Source organism: Mesorhizobium sp. M8A.F.Ca.ET.208.01.1.1 (assembly GCF_004791315.1).
GTDB lineage: Bacteria > Pseudomonadota > Alphaproteobacteria > Rhizobiales > Rhizobiaceae > Mesorhizobium.
Genome location: NZ_SRUT01000003.1, coordinates 331596 through 348389, shown reverse-complemented (window position 1 = coordinate 348389; position 16794 = coordinate 331596). Strand labels below are relative to the sequence as shown.

General features: G+C 64.7%; 13 protein-coding genes. 1 reads left to right on the top strand and 12 read right to left on the bottom strand.

Features of this window, described 5'->3' with window-relative positions; all coding sequences use genetic code 11:
- Positions 1 to 123: 123 nt before the first annotated feature.
- Entirely contained in the window at positions 124 to 1188 is a 1065-nt protein-coding gene (gene fba / locus EN851_RS18380) for a class II fructose-bisphosphate aldolase (RefSeq protein WP_095771163.1), read from the top strand.
- A 53-nt stretch (positions 1189 to 1241) separates the two neighbouring features.
- On the opposite strand, the gene EN851_RS18375 is transcribed toward fba, so the two are convergent.
- The 12 genes from EN851_RS18375 to EN851_RS18320 all read right to left on the bottom strand — a co-directional run bounded on the left by EN851_RS18375 (position 1242) and on the right by EN851_RS18320 (position 16792).
- Positions 1242 to 2183, bottom strand: coding sequence for a TIM barrel protein (locus EN851_RS18375; protein ID WP_135929768.1), 942 nt, complete (start codon positions 2181 to 2183; stop codon positions 1242 to 1244).
- 48 nt (positions 2184 to 2231) lie between these two features.
- Positions 2232 to 3749, bottom strand: coding sequence for a glycerol-3-phosphate dehydrogenase (locus EN851_RS18370; protein WP_135929767.1), 1518 nt, complete (start codon positions 3747 to 3749; stop codon positions 2232 to 2234).
- Positions 3750 to 3789: 40 nt separating this feature from the next.
- A complete protein-coding gene (locus tag EN851_RS18365) occupies positions 3790 to 4830 on the bottom strand; it encodes a 2-hydroxyacid dehydrogenase (RefSeq protein WP_135929766.1) in 1041 nt (346 codons plus the stop codon).
- A gap of 10 nt (positions 4831 to 4840) precedes the next feature.
- Complete coding sequence (locus tag EN851_RS18360; RefSeq protein WP_135881612.1) at positions 4841 to 6394, bottom strand: FGGY-family carbohydrate kinase; 1554 nt, start codon at positions 6392 to 6394, stop codon at positions 4841 to 4843.
- Positions 6394 to 7518 (bottom strand): ABC transporter ATP-binding protein, encoded by a 1125-nt coding sequence (locus tag EN851_RS18355; protein WP_135881613.1) that lies wholly within the window; start codon positions 7516 to 7518, stop codon positions 6394 to 6396. Before EN851_RS18355 ends, EN851_RS18360 begins: the two co-directional genes overlap by 1 nt.
- A complete protein-coding gene (locus tag EN851_RS18350) occupies positions 7515 to 8633 on the bottom strand; it encodes an ABC transporter ATP-binding protein (protein WP_135929765.1) in 1119 nt (372 codons plus the stop codon). The genes EN851_RS18355 and EN851_RS18350 overlap by 4 nt, the downstream gene beginning before the upstream one ends.
- Positions 8634 to 8635: 2 nt before the next feature.
- A complete protein-coding gene (locus tag EN851_RS18345; protein WP_127276378.1) occupies positions 8636 to 9493 on the bottom strand; it encodes a carbohydrate ABC transporter permease in 858 nt (285 codons plus the stop codon).
- A 9-nt stretch (positions 9494 to 9502) separates the two neighbouring features.
- The gene (locus EN851_RS18340; protein ID WP_015318968.1) at positions 9503 to 10426 is read right to left on the bottom strand and encodes a sugar ABC transporter permease; all 924 of its coding nucleotides are present in this window, start codon (positions 10424 to 10426) and stop codon (positions 9503 to 9505) included.
- A 165-nt stretch (positions 10427 to 10591) separates the two neighbouring features.
- Positions 10592 to 12037, bottom strand: coding sequence for an extracellular solute-binding protein (locus EN851_RS18335; RefSeq protein ID WP_127276374.1), 1446 nt, complete (start codon positions 12035 to 12037; stop codon positions 10592 to 10594).
- Between the two features lie 45 nt (positions 12038 to 12082).
- Complete coding sequence (locus EN851_RS18330) at positions 12083 to 13057, bottom strand: sugar-binding transcriptional regulator (RefSeq protein WP_189521880.1); 975 nt, start codon at positions 13055 to 13057, stop codon at positions 12083 to 12085.
- 257 nt (positions 13058 to 13314) lie between these two features.
- Positions 13315 to 14550 (bottom strand): VWA domain-containing protein, encoded by a 1236-nt coding sequence (locus tag EN851_RS18325; RefSeq protein WP_135929764.1) that lies wholly within the window; start codon positions 14548 to 14550, stop codon positions 13315 to 13317.
- A complete protein-coding gene (locus tag EN851_RS18320) occupies positions 14543 to 16792 on the bottom strand; it encodes a DUF5682 family protein (protein ID WP_135929763.1) in 2250 nt (749 codons plus the stop codon). The genes EN851_RS18325 and EN851_RS18320 overlap by 8 nt, the downstream gene beginning before the upstream one ends.
- Positions 16793 to 16794 lie beyond the last annotated feature (2 nt).

Below are 16794 nucleotides of genomic sequence, written 5' to 3'. Positions count from 1 at the left end.
GCGGCCGGGACGGTCTGTCACGGTTGCGGTTGCGCGGAATTCCGGCCAGAAGCATCGGTGGGCTGAACGATGCGCGGACAGCCCGCAACCACAGGTTTGAAACCAGATACGGGAGACTAATCGTTGGCTCGCATCACACTGAGACAATTGCTCGATCACGCCGCCGAATACGGCTATGGCGTGCCGGCCTTCAACATGAACAACATGGAACAAGGCCTCGCCATCATGGAGGCCGCGGAGGAGACCAAGTCGCCGGTCATCCTGCAGGCAAGCCGCGGCGCGCGCGCCTATGCCAATGACGTGGTGCTGGCCAAGCTGATCGACGCGCTGGTGGAAATCCACCCGGACATCCCGGTCTGCATGCATCTCGACCATGGCAACAACGAAGCCACCTGCGTCACAGCCATCCAATACGGCTTCACCTCGGTGATGATGGACGGTTCGCTCAAGGAAGACGGCAAGTCGCCGGCCGACTATGCCTATAATTCCGGCATCACCAAGCGCGTCGTCGACATGGCGCATTGGGGCGGCGTCTCCGTGGAAGGCGAGATCGGCGTTCTGGGTTCGCTGGAGAGCGGCGGCGGCGAGCAGGAAGACGGCCACGGCGTCGAAGGCGCGATCAGCCACGACCAGCTCTTGACCGATCCGGTGCAGGCCGAACAGTTCGTGCGCGACACCCATGTCGATGCGCTGGCGGTGGCCATGGGCACCAGCCACGGCGCCTATAAATTCTCGCGCAAGCCCGACGGCGCGGTGCTGGCGATGAACGTCATCGAGGAGATCCACCGCCGCCTGCCGAACATGCACCTGGTCATGCACGGATCGTCCTCCGTGCCGGAGGACCTGCAGGAGATCATCAACAAATATGGCGGCCAGATGAAGCCGACCTGGGGCGTGCCGGTGGAAGAGATCCAGCGCGGCATCAAGCATGGCGTGCGCAAGATCAACATCGACACCGATAACCGCATGGCGCTGACCGGCGCGATCCGCAAGGTGCTGACCGAGAACCCGAGCGAGTTCGACCCGCGCAAATACCTGACACCGGCGATGGCGGCGATGAGGAAGCTCTGCAAGGAGCGCTTCGAACAGTTCGGCACCGCCGGCAATGCGCCGAAGATCAAGCCGCTGCCGGTCTCGGAAATGGCCAAGCGCTACAAGTCGGGCAGCCTCGACCCGAAGTTCGGCTAAGTTCGATCCATCTGCATTTTACGGGCAGGAGCTCTACCGGCTCCTGTCCATTTCTATCCAGCGTCCGGCAGCAGGTCAGCCCTGCCGGTCTCGATGAAGGGCGCCCAATAGTCGACCGACTCGCGGATCATGGCGACCACCTGATGGTCGACCGGCTCGCGCTCGCGGAACGACAGTTCGAGGCAGATTTCGTTGTCGGTGCCGCCGCCGCGCCGCACCGTTTCCAGCAGCTTTTCAGGCGTGATGCGGCCGTCCTTGTTGTGGGCTGCGGTGAACGGCCAGTGGCCGCCCTTGTTCATCGAGGATTGCTTGATGTGGATGATCGGCGACTTCAGGGGGAAGGCTTCGGCCCAGGCATAGGGATCGATGTCGGCCGGGTTGGAGGAGGTCACGTCACCATGGTCGATGTCGACCATCATCTCAAGCGGAATGGCCATTCCGGCCGCATCGATGGCATCCTGCAGCATGCGGCAGTTTTCGATGGTGTGGCCGAACTCGCGGCCGACCGACATCGGCTCCCAGAACAGGTAGGTCAGGCCTGCCGCCCGGGCGTGGTCGGCGACCTCCCTCCAGCAGTCCAGCGCGATGTCGAACAGACGCGCGCGGCGGTCGGGGTCGTCGAAGTCGCGATGCGTGAAGATGGCGAACTGCGTGCCCATGCCGCCGGCGCCAAGCTCGGCCGAGATATCGGCGAAGGTCTTGAACCAGTCGACATAGTAGCGGCGCACGTCAGCATCGGGATGGCCGAAATGGTTGAGCCGGCCGTAGGGGCCGGTCATGCCTGAGGTGACGCGCACGCCGGTGCGGTTCAAGGCGTTGCGGAACAGGCGGACGAATTTGACGATCGTCGCCGCCGGCCAGCCTGGATTGACGAATTCATGCGTGAGCTGAATGTCCCTGATACCGATGCCGTAGGCAATGGTCTCGATCAGATCGTCCGGCTCCGCGAAGCGGTTGACCAGCGGATTGGTGTTGAGGGAGAGCGTGAAGGCCAAGGTCGCTATCCCTTCAACGCCGTCGCCGAACAGGGGCGATGAGCGCCATCAGCCTGCCCTCGCCTGCCGGCTCGCGCACCAATGCTCGAAGGCCGACTTCTCCTCGGCGGACAGATGCAGGCCGTGCTTGGTGCGCCGTTCGAGAATATCGGCCGCGTCTTGCGCCCATTCCTGTTCGAAGAGGTAGTTCGCCTCGCGCTCAAAGAAATCCTTGCCGAAGCACCGCCCCAGCGCGGCGAGCGAACGGGCGCCGCCAACTACGGACGGCGTTCTGGTGCCGTAGAGCCGGCCGTAATGCTTGAGCAGCGATGCCGGCATCCATGGATACTCATTTGCGAGGTCGCCGAGAAACTGTTCGAAGTCGGCATTGGCGATGTCGCCGCCGGGCAGATGCGCCTTCGCTGTCCAGGGCTTGCCCATCTTCGGAAAGAACGGTGCGATCCTGTCCAGCGCATGCTCGGCCAGTTTGCGGAAGGTGGTGATCTTGCCGCCGAAGACGGAGAGCAGCGGCGCCTGCGCCTCCGGCGCGTCGAGCTCGAAAATATAGTCGCGGGTCACCGCACTCGGATTGTCGGCGTTGTCGTCATAGAGCGGCCTGACGCCGGAGAAGGAATAGACCACGTCGTTGCGCGCAAGGCCGCGCTTGAAATAGCGGTTGACCACTCTGATGAGGTAATCGATCTCGCTCTCATCCGCGGTCACGTCCTCGGGCCGGCCTTCGTAGGGAATGTCGGTGGTTCCGATCAGCGCGAGATCGTTCTGGTAGGGATTGATGAAGATGACGCGCTTGTCGCTGTTCTGGACGAGATAGGCCTGCCGGCCCTCCCAGAACTTGGGCACGACGATATGGCTGCCCTTGACCAGGCGGACATTGCGCCTCGAGTTCTGGCCGGCAACGCGGTTGACGATGTCGTTGACCCAGGGACCGGCGGCATTGATCAGCGCGCGCGCCCGCACAGTGGTCTTGATACCGGTCCTGACGTCGCGCATTTCGATGACCCAGAGGCCGCCCTCGCGGCGGGCGGCGGTGCAGGCGGTGCGGGTGAAGACCTTCGCTCCCCGTTCGGCCGCGTCGAGCGCGTTTATGACGACGAGGCGTGCATCGTCGACCCAGCAGTCGGAATATTCGAAGCCGCGCTTGAAACTGTCCCTGATCGGCGCGCCCTCGGGCGCGGTGCGCAGGTCGAGCGTGCGGGTGGCGGGCAGCCGCTTGCGGCCGCCGAGATGGTCGTAGAGGAACAGGCCGAGCCGCACCAGCCATGCCGGCCGGTCGTCCGGGCTGTGCGGCAGCACGAAGCGCATCGGCCAGATGATGTGCGGCGCCGATTCCAGCAGCACCTCGCGCTCGATCAGCGCCTCGCGCACCAGGCGGAATTCGTAATATTCGAGGTAGCGCAGGCCGCCATGGACGAGCTTGCCCGATCTCGAACTGGTGCCTTGGGCGAGATCGTCCTTTTCGCACAGGATGACCGAAAGCCCGCGGCCGGCGGCATCGCGCGCGATGCCGCCGCCGTTGACGCCGCCGCCGATGACGAAAAGGTCGACGATGTCAGGGCCGCCGCTCATCTCGTGTCCATGCCGGGTTTGCGCTCCATGGCCGTCGCTCTCAGCACGGATTGACCGGAGGCAGGCCGGCCAGGTAGCGGCGCACCTCCTCGGCGGCCTGCTCGGCGGCATAGGTCACCGTGCGCACCGAAGCGCCGGCGATATGCGGCGTCAGCGTCACGTTGGGCAGCTGCAGCAAGGGCCATTCGACGGGCACAGGCTCGACCGCGAAGGTCTCCAGCATGGCGCTGGCGATCTGTCCCGAAACAAGTGCCTCGTAAAGCGCGTCATAGTCGACCAGCGGTCCCCGCGCGGTGTTGATGAGAATTACCCCCGGCTTCATCAGCGCGATGGTGTCCTTGCCGATCATGCCGCGTGTCTCCTCGGTCACCCGGGGATGCAGCGTGACCACATCGGAACGGGACAGGAGATCGTCCAGCGCGACGAGCTCGACGCCGGCATTGCGGTCGTCGGCGCTCAACTGCACATAAGGGTCGCAAACGAGGACGTGGCAGCCGAAGGCGCGCAGCAGACGGACCACTTTCGTGCCGATATTGCCATAGCCGATGACGCCGACGGTCATTTCGCTGAGTTCGCGGCCGGTGCGGTCGGCACGGTAGAGATCGCCGCGCCATTCGCCCTTGCGCAAGGCTTCGTGGCCGACCCGGATCAGCCGCGTCTCGGCAAGGATGGCGCCGATGGTGAACTCAGCCACGGCGGTGGCGTTGCGGCCGGGCACGTTGACCACGGTGATGCCGTGCGCTCCGGCCGCTTCCATGTCGATGTTGATCGGTCCGCCGCGCGACACCGCCACCAGCTTGAGATCAGGCAGGCGCCGCATCATGCTTTCCGACAAGGGCGCGAGCTGGGTCACGAGGATTTCGGCATCGCCGATGAAATCGACGACCTCGTCGGGATGGCCGAAGTACTCCTTGACCCTGTCGAGGCCGAGTGCCGGATTGCCGAACTCCATGGGCTCGTCGGGCCAAGCCGTCTGCAATGTCCTGATATCGAGGTCGCCGCTGGCGACCTTCTCGATTTTGGCGCGAAACACCTCCGGCAGCATGAAGTTGTCGCCAATGATCGCTATCTTTTTACGCATACTCGACTTCTCAATTTTCCTGCGATGTGGCCATGGCACGCCAGACCGGCCGCAGGGCCTGGTGCGCCAGCATGTAGGACGGGGTCATCCTGTCGTAGATCGCGGCAAGGTCCGGGTCGCTCGGCTCGGCCTCGCCGAGCAACGGCGTCACCCATTCGCCGACGCATTCGTCCATGGAGGCGTATTGGCCGACGCAGACCGCGGCGATCATCGCCGCACCGGCCGCACCGGCCTCCTCACGCGCGCTGGTGCGCGTGTCGGCGCCAATGGCCGCGCCCAGGATCTTGCGGAGCGCCGGACTTCTGGCGGCACCGCCGGTCAGGCGGATTTCGCGTGGCAGCGGTCCCATGGCGGCGTAGCAGTCGCGCGCCGCGAAAGCCAAGCCTTCGAAGACGGCGCGCACCAGATCAGCGTAGCCGTGCCGCGAGGAAATGCCGATGAAGCCGGCCCTGGCATTGGCATCGACGAACGGTCCCCGCTCGCCGGCTTCCGAGACGTAGGGCTGGTAGAGCAGCGAAGCCGGCCGCGAGGCCGCGATCCAGGCATCGACCAGCGCGATCATCTCGCCATTGCTGCGGGTTATGCCTTGCGAGGCGAGAATGCCCGAGGCAAGCCCGAGCACCCAGTCGATGTTAAGCGTCGCCGCCATGTTGGACTGCATCTGTGCGAACACGCCGGGCGCCGGCATCGCCATGGTGTAGCCGGTCGCCGCCTCGTTGAGCTGCACATCGTCGGGCGTCTCGGCCAGCCGCATATGCATGCCGGTGGAACCGATGATCGAGCAGCCAGGCTTGCGCTCGCGGTCGAGAAGGCCGGCGCCGAGCGCGGTGCAGACGACGTCGACATAACCGAGCACGACAGGTGTCCCGGCGAGCATGCCGGTGACGGCCGCGGCGGCCGGCGAAAGTCCGGTGCTGTGCCTGGTGCCGTCGACGATCGGCGGCAGCAGGTGCCTGAGATCGGCGACGCCGAGGACGTCGAGCACATCGTCGCTATAATCGCGGGTGCGGAAGTCGCCGAAGGTGAAAGTCCCTTCGGACGGATCGGTGGCGCGCTCGCCGGTCAGCTTGAAATAGAGCCAGTCCTTGCAGTGAAAGGCGGTGGCCGCCTTGCCGAGCATTTCAGGCATGGTGCGCTTCATGAAGACGAACTGCGAGCCCTGCTGGCAGGCGGCGAGCCCGCTGCCGGTCTTTTCGAAACGGAGCCGGTCATCGGGCCGCGCGCGGATTTCCTCGACGACGCCGGCGGCGCGCGCGTCAAGCCAGAGCCAGCCCTTGGCCACCGGCTCACCCTTGCCGTCGATCAGCCAGGTGCCGTCGCCCTGCCCGGTGACCGCAATGGCGACGGTCCGGCTGGCGAGATCGGGCACCTTGTCGGCGAGCTGGCGCAGGGTCGTGGCGGCATCGGCCCAGGTACGCGCCAGATCCTGTTCGGCGCCGCCGCCCGGCAGCGTCTCATAATGGTTCGGCGTCGCCGCCGCCGCGATCTGGCGGCCCTTGGTGTCGAAGGCGATGGACTTGATGACGGAGGTGCCGGCGTCGATGCCGATGAATATGTCGCGCATCACGCGAGCTCCATGCCGTGCGAGATGGCCTGGCCGCTCGCCTGGTCGAAGACGTGCAGGTTTTTCGGATCGATGCTGACATTGATGGGCGCGCCGAGGTCGAGCCGGGTGCGGTCATGCTCGACCAGAACCAGCGAGCCGCCGGCGAAGTCGGCTGCGATGTGGGTCTGGTCGCCGAGCCACTGGTTGGCCGAGACCGTGGCCGGAACACCCTCCTTCGAGCGCCGGACCGCGTAGGGCCTGATGCCGATGACGACCCGTTCGCGGCTGAGCAACTGGTCGCGCACCGGAGCGCTGAAGGCGTCCTTGTCATAGTCGAGCGACAGCCCGTCGGGCAGCCGCAGATTGATGCGGCCGGCGGCGGTCCCGACAAAGGCCTCGAAGACGTTCATCGGCGGCTCGCCGACGAAGGTTCCGGTGAACAGGTTCGCCGGGCGCTCCTTGATCCGGTCCGGCGTGTCGAACTGCTGCAGCACGCCGCCTTCCATCACCGCGATGCGGTCGGCAAGCGCATTGGCCTCGGTCTGGTCGTGGGTGACCAGGATCGCGGTCAGGCCGCGCTCCTTGATGAAGTGCTTGATACGGCCGCGCAGCACGGCGCGAAGCTGCGGCTCAAGCTGCCCCATCGGCTCGTCGAGCAGATGCAGGTCGGCTTCTCGGATCAACGCCCGCCCAAGACTGGCACGCTGCTGCTGGCCGCCGGAAATAGAGCTGGGATAGCGCTCCAATATGTCCTCGATCTCCAGCAGCTTGGCGATGCTGGCGACCTTGGCGTCGACCTCGCTCCTGGGCAACCTTGCGGCCTTGAGGGCAAAGGCCATGTTCTCGCGCACCGTCAGCGGCGGATAGAGAGAGTAGCCCTCGAAGGCCATCGCCACATTGCGTTTGACCGGCGGCAAGGTGTGGACCTGGCGACCGGCGACCGCGATCGCGCCGCGCGAGACCTCCTCGAAGCCGGCGATCATGCGCAAGGTCGAGGTCTTGCCGCAGCCGGACGAGCCGAGCAGTGCCACGATCTCGCCCTTGCCGATCTCCATGGTCAGGCTCTTGACGGCGTGAACGCCCCTGTCGATCGGACCATAGAATTTGTCGACGCCTGAAATGGTGAGTGCGCTGGCGCTCATGCCGCTTCTCCGCTGCGCAGATTGACGATGTTCTTGGCGCCGATGCGCTCGCCACTGGCGTGATCGAACAGCAAGGCGCTCTTGCCGTCGACGGCGATATGGGCCTTGCCCTCGCTGCGGCCCGGCGTTCCGGCCGGACGCGAGACCAGGATTTCACGGCCGCGCACGGTGCGCACCAAGGTGACGATCTTCTCGTTGAGCGGCGTCTCGGCCTCGACTGTCACCGGAATGGCGCCGGGCTCGTTGTCGCCAACGAAATGCAGTGCCTCGGGCCGCAGCCCGATGATGCAGTCGCGGCCGATGGCGGTCTCGGGAGCATCGGTGAGATGGACCTGGACATTGGACAGGCCGACATAGACCCCCCTGGCATCCCGCGCGGGCTTGACGTCGAGCAGGTTGATGGTCGGGTCGCCGAACAGCCGCGCGATCTCGATGTTGGCCGGCTCGCGATAGATCTGCTCGGGCGTGCCGAGCTGCCGGATGACGCCTTGCGACATGACCGCGATGCGGTCGCCGAGCGCCATGGCTTCCTTGTAGTCCTGAGTGACGTAGACGACCGTGGCGCCGCGATCGGCGAGCAGCCGCGGCAGCTCGAGCCGCATCTCGAAACGTAGCTTAGCATCGACATTGCGCAAGGGATCGTCGAGCAGCAGAAGCGGCGGCGAACCGACAAGGGCACGGGCAAGGGCCGTGCGTTGCTTCTGGCCGTTGGAGAGCGCGCGCGGCTTGTGGGAGAGCACATGGCCGATCTTCAACAGCTTGGCGACGCTCTCGACGCCGGCCTTGATCGCGCCTTGCGAGGAACGCTTGGCCTCCAGCGGCGTGGCGATGTTGTCGAACGCGCTCATATGCGGAAACAGCGCGAAGTTCTGGAACGCCATGCCGACGCCACGGAATTCCGCGTCGACATCGGTCATGTCCTCGCCGCCGATGAATATTTTGCCTTCATCGGGGTCGATGACGCCGGCGACGAGGCGCAGCAGCACAGTCTTGCCGGCGCCGGAAGGCCCGAACAGCACCAGCGTCTCGCCGTCGGCGACGGTCAGCGACAGATTGTCGAGGACGGTCTGGCTCTTGTAGCGCTTGACGATATTTCTGAGTTCGAGGCTGGCCATGTCTATCCTTTCACCGCGCCGAGCGACAGGCCTTCGACCAGATAGCGCTGTGCGTAGAGGGCGAGCGCCAGCGTCGGCGTGATCGAGAGCACGATGGCCGCCGAGATCTGGCCGTACTGGATGCCTGACGAGGTGATGAAGGCGAGCGCACCGACAGTCACCGGCTGCTTGTCGGCCGAAGCCAGCACCAGCGCGAAGACGAAATTGTTCCAGGCGAAAATGAAGGCGAGCAGGCCGGCCGCCGCGATGCCCGGACCGGCGAGCGGCAGCGCGATCTTGCGGAAGGTGGCGAACCAGGAATGGCCGCCGATGCGATAGGCGTATTCGATGTCGGCCGGAATATCCTCGAAATAGCCGCGCACGATCCACAGGATCAGCGGCAGGCAGATCAGCTGGTAGACCCAGATCAGCCCGATATAGGTGTTGGCGAGGCCGAGTTTCTGGAAATAGAGCGTCAGCGGCAACAGCACCAGCAGCGCCGGCGCGAACTTGAACGACAGCAACGTGAAGGCGATGTCCTCCGAGCCACGGAACTTGTGGCGCGCGAAGGCGTAGGCGGCCGGCACGCCGAGCAGCAGCGACACCGCAACCGAGGTCACCGACAGGAACACCGAATTCCAGAGGTTGCGCATGAAGGCGATGTCGAGCGTGCCCGCTGCGGTCATCAGCTTGCCGGTGATCAGCGCCGTGTAATTGGCGAGCGTCGGTTCGAAGATGAGCTGCGGCGGGATGCGCAGGATGGTCTCGTTGGTCTGGAACGACATCATGAAGATCCAGACGATCGGAAACATGAAGAAAATCACGACCAGCGTCAGCGCCGCGCCGCGCAGGATGCGTTCGAGCAAGGAGGTGTGTTCCATGGCCGCCTCCTATGCCTGGCCACGGGCGCGTTCGCGCAGCCGGAGCCAGTTCTTGATGAAGATGTTGGACAGGAAATACGTGATCGCCCACAGGATGATCATCAGCGCCGCCGAGCGGCCGACATTGGTCGACTGGAAGAAGTTGAGATAGGCCTCGACCTGGAAGACCGTCAGCGTGTCGCCCGGCCCGCCCTGGGTCATCGCGTAGATGATGTCAAACTGCTGGATGGAATCGAGCAGGCGAAACAAGGTCGCCGTCAGGATGTAGGGCGTCAGCATCGGCAGCGTGATGCGGAAGAAGACGAAGCTCCTCGGCACGCCATCGAGAGCCGCCGCCTCGAAGGGCTGCGTCGGCAGGCTGCGCAGGCCGGCAAGCAGCAGGATCATGATGAAGGGCGTGTAGACCCAGATGTCGACCAGCACCACGGTGAACAGCGCCGTCGACGGCGACGAGGCCCAGCGGAAATCCTGCAGCCCGATGAGGCTGGCGAGATAGCTCAGCACGCCGAAGCCGGGATTGGTCATCAGCTTCCACATCAGCGCCGCCAGTGCGGGCGCCGTCATCAGCGGCATCAGGAGCATGATCGAGATGAAGTTGTTGAGCGTCGAGCGCTTCTGCAGCAGCAGCGCGATAGCAAGACCCAAAAGCAGTTCCAGCACGACCGTGGTGCCGGCATAGAGCAGCGAGACCTTCAACGTGTTCCAGAACTTCGGATCGGTGAAGAAGGAGATGTAGTTGTCGCCCCAGTTGAACTGCCGCGCCCAAGGCTGGCTCAGCCGGTAGCGCTGGAAGGAATAGACCACCGATGTCAGGAAGGGGATGAGGATGCCGATGCAGACCAGCAGAGCCGGCAGGCTGAGCACATAGGGCAGCACCCGCTTGCTGATCCTGAAGCCGGATGGCTTGAGCCTTTGCGATACCACCGCGGTCATCGAGCTGCTCCGTTGTTGTTGTTGCTGTCGCCTCGCCCTGCCGGCCGCCCAAGGGAGCAAGGCGGCCGGTCGGGCGAAATGGCGGTCACCTTTCGGCACCGCATCGCAAACATGAAAAGGTTTGACGAGGGCCGACCCGCCAAGCAGGCCGGCCCTCATTGCGACTTAACCGAGACCGGCTTCCTTGAGCTGGCCGTTGATGCTTTCGGCGAGCTTGTCGAGGCCCTCGTCGACCGGCACTTCCTTGGCCACCATCTTCTGCAGCGTCGCCGCCCATTCGGTGGTGAGGTCGAAGAACAGCGGCTGCGCGGTGAACTTGATCGAGGCGCCCGGCGCCGAGGCGTCGAACATCTCGACATAGCCGGGATAGCTCTTGTTCAGCTTCTCACGGAACATCTCGTCCTTCCACACCGATTGGCGGACCGGATTGACGAAGTCCATCTTGGTAGCGCCGAACAGCCCATGCTCCGGCCCGGAGGCCCATTGCATGAAGTACCAGGTGGCGTCCTTGTCTTTCGAGAAGTTGGACATCGCCAGCGACCAGATCCAGATGTTCGGTGTCGCCGCCTTGGCTGCCGGGTTGGCCTTGAAGCTAGCAAAAGCGAGCTTGCCGGCCATCTTGTTGTCGCCGCCATTCATGAAGTAACCAAGGATGTCGGCGTCGAAGATCATGGCCGAGGCGCCGGCGCCGAGATCGGTGCCGACCTGATACCAGGTATAGGTCGACCAGTCCTTGGGGCCGCTCTCCTGGATCATCTGAACCCATTGCTTGTGGAAAGCCTTGGACTGGGCGGTGTTCATCGCGGCCGACAATTTGCCATCGGCCGAGACATTCAGGTCCTTCTGATCGAAATTGGCGTAGGCCGACAGGAAGCCGGGATGGATGGTCGCCCAGGAGCGCGAACCGCGCACGCCGATACCATAGACGCCACCACCGACATCCTTGGTGAGCTTGGCGGCCGCGGCCACCATCTCGTCCATGTTGCCGGGGATCTTGACGCCCGCCTTGTCGAACATGGCCTTGTTGTAGGTGATGTTGTTCTGCTCGAACCCCCACGGAATGCACCACTGCTTGGCATCATCCGAACCCAACGCGCCGCCCGGCTTGCCATTCCAGGCGCAGGAATTCTTGACGCCGGGCAGGAAGTCGTCCCAGGCATAGTTCGGGTTGGTCTTGGCCGGATCCTTGATCCATTCGTTGAGGTCGGTGATCCAGCCGGCTGGGCCGTAGGTCCAGGTCATGTAGGCGCCGGTCATGAAGGCGTCGTATTCGGGCGAGCTCGCCGACAGTGCCGCCGTCACCTTGTCGAAATAGACGTCTTCGGGGAAGACGTCATAGACGACGTTCATGCCGGTCAGCTTCTTGAAGTTCTCGAGGTCTGCGATCATGGCGTCGGCATAGGGATGCTTGTTGAGCAGGAGCTTGATGGTCTTGCCCTTGTGCGCCTGCCAGTCAAAGTCCGCGGCAAGCGCGCGGGTCTGGCCCAGGTTGAGCAGCGTGCCGGCGGTGCCGGCTGCAAGGCCCATCGCACCCAGGCCCTTGATCAATCCGCGACGGTCGACTTGTCCGCGCAGGAAGGCGTCTATGAGGTCTTTCTCTTTCTCATGCATTTCGTCTTCTCCTCCACAGGGTAGTTTCAACTGAACTGTTGCCGGCTACCCGACCGGCGTCTCTTCCACGAGCGATCGCGCCGTCCGCTCGTCCGTTATCAGGCCCTTGAGATAGCGCCCCTCCAGCACCGACTTGATGGCACGAACCTTGATCCTGCCGCCGGCGACGGCGACGATCCGGCGGCTGGCGATATCCTCGCGCGCCAGCGCCAGCGCCCGGTTGGAGACGGTCGCCGCCACCGCCTTGCCGGCCTCGTCGAAGAAATGGCCAAGCAATTCGCCGACGCCGCCATTGCGGCGGATCTCTTCCATCTCGCCCTTCTCGATCATTCCGGTGGCGACCAGCGACGCCTCGCGTTCGGCGGTACCGATGCCGGCGAACAACAGATCGGCGGACCGCGCGAGATCGAAGACCTCGTTGATGCCCTTCTGGCCCAGCAGCACGATGCGGTCCTCCGCCGTGTTGGCGAACATCGGAACCGGCATCACATAGGCTTCGGCGCCGGTGCGTTCGGCGAGACGATGGATGACGTCATGCGGATTGGCCGAGAATTTCCGCGTCAGGCCGCCGAGCAGCGAAACGAAGCGGATCCGGTCGGTGGTGGTGCGCGGCAGATATTCGACGCAGGCGGCGAGCGTGCGGCCGTGGCCGACGCCGATCAGCGCCTGCTCGCCGCGCTCGATCTCGCGCTTGAGGAACTGCGCGCCGGCAATGCCGAGCGCCTTGAGCGGCAGGTCCTCGGAATCGAAATCCGGAACCACCTCGCAATAGTCGAGGCCGTAGCGGCGGGACAATTCGTCCTCGAGCTCGACGCATTCCGACACTTCACCGTCGATATAGACCTTCACCAGCCCTTCCTGGTTGGCCTTGGTGATGAGGCGGTGGGCCTTGAGGCTGGTCAGCCCCAGCCGCCTGGCAACCTCTGACTGGGTCAGGCCGCCGGCGTAGTGAAGCCATGCGGCGCGCGCCGCCATGCTGGCGTCATCGTCGCGCAAGAGGCCGTTTCCAAAACCAACCACGTTTCCGTCCCAGTGATATTTTTATCAGTTGCTGCAAAATTTTTCACATGGCTCGATCAGAGTCAAGCGACCGCTGCGCGCAATTCACGACATGACGGCCAGGGCGGGCGTCGGCCGGCCCTTTGGCGATGTCAGCGCGTGGTGATGCGAAGCGGCCCTTGCGCCGTGCCTGTCAGCACTGCGGGCGTTTCAACGTTGCTTTTGGTTGCCGCTCTGGCGATGCCAAGCGGGCTTCCGGCGGGGAAGATAGTCGCGCCTCAGGCGTCAGCCATGGTATCATCGGCCTCGGCGCGGACCAGCTTGATATCGGCCCCGGCAGCCCAGGCGCCGATATCCTCGCGACGCAGTGCCGCGGCCATCATGTCGGGAAACAGATCCGGCGTGCAGGCAAAGACAGGAATGCCGAGTGCCGCAACCGACCCGGCCATTTTGGGGTCATAACCCGGCCTGCCCTGATCGGTCAGCGCCAGGAGCACGACCACATTGACGCCCGAGCGAACGAGTGCCGCCAGCCGCTGCAGCAATTCCTGGCCATTGCCGCCTTCATAGAGGTCGGTGATCAGCACCATATGCGACTTGGTCGGCCGTTCGATGCGGTCGGCGCAATAGGCGACCGCCTGGTTGATGTCGGTGCCGCCACCAAGCTGCACGCCGAACAGCACCTCGACAGGGTCGCTGAGTTCCTCGGTCAGGTCGACGATCGCCGTGTCGAAGCAGACCAGCTTGGTCCGCACCACCGGCAAGGAGGCCATCACGGCGGCGAATATCGAGGCATAGATCACCGAACTGGCCATCGACCCGGACTGGTCGACGCACAGCACAACCTCGTCCAGGTCGACCATCCGACGTTGCTGGCGCATGAAGCCGATCAATCTTTCCGGCACGATGGTCTTGTGCTCGGGCTGATAGTGGCGAAGGTTGGCCGAAATGGTGCGCGGCCAATCTATGTCGCGCTGGCGCGGGCGGTTGGTGCGGCGCGAGCGGTCGAGCGCACCGCGTATCGCCTCGGCGGTCTTCTGCTCCAGCCGTTGCATCAGCTTGGCGACGATGTCGGCGATGATCGTGCGGGCGACGTCCTTGGTCTTGGCCGGCATGACCGAACGCAGCGAGATCAGATCGGCGACCAGATTGACATCCGCCTCGATCGCCTTGAGGAATTCCGGCTCCATCAGCATCTGCTTCAAATTGAGCCGTTCGAAGGCATCCTTCTGGACGATCTGCACCACCTGCGCCGGAAAGAACGACCTGATATCGCCCATCCATTGCGCGACTTTCGGCGCCGATCGCCCCAGCCCGCCGCGCCGCTTGCGCGGATCGGCACCAGCATCGCCGGCGCCGTCGCCATAGAGCGCATCGAGCGCCGCCGAAAGCCGCTTGTCGGTCTCGGAAAGCGCTGCCGATGACGGATCATCGGCGCCGATCGCCAGGCGCCAGCGGCGCTCGCGCTCGTCGCCCGCCTGGCCGGATTCGCTCATTTCGATCCCGTCATCCATGGTCATTCTCGCCCCTGAGCAACGGCGCGAGCCGATCGAGATGCCGGCGCCACGCCTCGCCGCCGTCAGGCGTTGGTGTCAGCCCGGCCGGCAGGCGTCTGGCGCGGCCGAGCACCGCTTCGATCAGCCGCCGCCGCTCCATCGAGTCGAGATGCGAAAAGACCCGGCGCAACAGCGGCAAATGCGCAACGAATGCCTCCTCGTCGAGCGATTTGAGCCAGGCGTCCACCGCTCCGCGCAAACCTTCATCGTAAATGAGCCGCTGGCCGGCGGTGCTGAAGAAGCCCTCGAAGAACCCCGCGGCCTCGGTGACCGCCGTGCCCGGCGACAGGCGCCGCGCGATCAGGCCCGCCGCTGCTTCAGCCGATAGATGGCCGGCCTCGTAGAGCAGATGCGCGGCACATCCCGCCACCAGCGCCGTCGAGCGCGATCCATCGAGCACGGCCGCCAGTCCGTTGCGCCAGGCATCCAGGACGTCCTGTTCCGGTTCGACCAGCTTGATCGCCTCGTCGGCCTTGCGCATGGCGCCGACCAGGGCGGAGGAAGCCTGCGCATCGAGATCACGGGCGGCATAAGGGAGTGCGATCCCGCCTTCGACAATCAGTCGCGCCAGAAGGCCGGACAGGCGGGCGGTTTCAGTCTTGCGGGCTTCGCCGTAGCGGATGATGTCGGCGAGCGGCGGAACCGATGCCAGGATTTCCAGGCATTCGCTGCTGTGCGCCGCGCGTTCCTCCAGCGTCGCGAGACCGACGGTCGAGGCTTCCGACAGGTTTGCCGTGATGGCGCCTTGTACGAGTGCCGCCAAGGCATCGAGGGATGCTGCCGCGGAAATCATCTGGATCAGCCGGCCGTTGGCGGCCTTTTCGATGGTTGGGCCATGGACCAGGTTCTCGACCAGGCGAACGGCATATTCCGGCTCCCATGACAGGGTCCAGCGCTCGCGGAAGGTGCCGCGGCTGCGGCCTGCGTCGGTCAGCTTGCCCCAATGCACGCCAAGCACGTTCAGCCGGTGCAGCAAGGTCGACCGAAACAGCCCGCTTTCGCTGCGCAGGTCGACCGACAATTCGCGCTCCAGCGCCTCGGGCTTCAGCCGCGCCGCCTTCTGGTTGCGCTGCAGATCCTCGATCAGCGGCGCCAACGGGGTATCGGGCGGTATTTCGCCGACATCCGCACCCAACAGCAGTTCGGCCTCGACCAGCGCCCACAGGATGGCTTCGCCGTTGAACAAGGCGGCGATCGCGGCGTCGCGCAATTCCTCGAAGCCGGGCTTTGGCCGTTCGCGGATCACAGCCAGCGCGCGGGCCAGCCTTTCGGCTTCGATCAGCGAGGCGGTCGAGACCATATGCCCCTTCGCCCTCAGCACGGCGGCGATCATGGCGAGCCACAAGGTCGCCGCGTCATGCCGGCCGCGGGTGCGCCACAGATGCTTGCACCAGCCCGGTGCGACAACGCCGGCGCCATAGCCGAAGCCAAGTGCCAGGCGCGGTCCGGTCCATGGCGCCCAGGTCATCGTGCTCTTGCGCCGGGCTGGCCCTTTCAGGAGAGCCTGATCCTCTTTTTGCGGACGTGTCGCCTGCAGTGCCGGCACATGGAAGGCGCCGCAGACGACAGCGATCGGCCCGTCGAATTCCTTGCGCGCGGCGGCGATCTCAAGCCGCATATGCGCTTCGCGTTTGGCCTCGAATTCGGCAAGCGGACCTTCGCCTTCGCGCAGTGTCGTCATCGCATCGGCTATGGCCGCGAAGATCGGCCCCGGCTCCGGGTTCTGCTCGATGATGTCTGCCCACCAGCTTTCGCCATCCTCGTAGCCGGCGGCTTGTGCCAGCGCGCCGATCGGGTCACGCAGATGCGGCGCCGTTTCGCTGTCGACCTTGGCTTCCGTTTCGTCGGCGGCAGCTTCCTGCGCATCGTCAGCTGGTGCTACCCGGGCTGATGACGGCAGGTCGATGAAGCGCAATGCAGCGCTGTTGCCAACGGCCCACAGGGCCGCCTGGTATTCCGGCGAGAACTCGGCGAACGGCCAGAAGCTTGTCGAAGCCGGATCGTCTTCGGGATAGCACAGCAGCGCCACCGGCGGCCGCATTTCGGGGCGGGCGAGCAATGGCAGCAGCGCGGAAGCATCCGCGGGACCCTCGATCAGCACGGCGACCGGTTTCAAATCATGCAACGCCTGCACCAGGCTGTCGGCGGAGCCGGGCCCGTGATGGCGTATGCCGAAATAGGAAACCTCGCCCTGCGCCATGG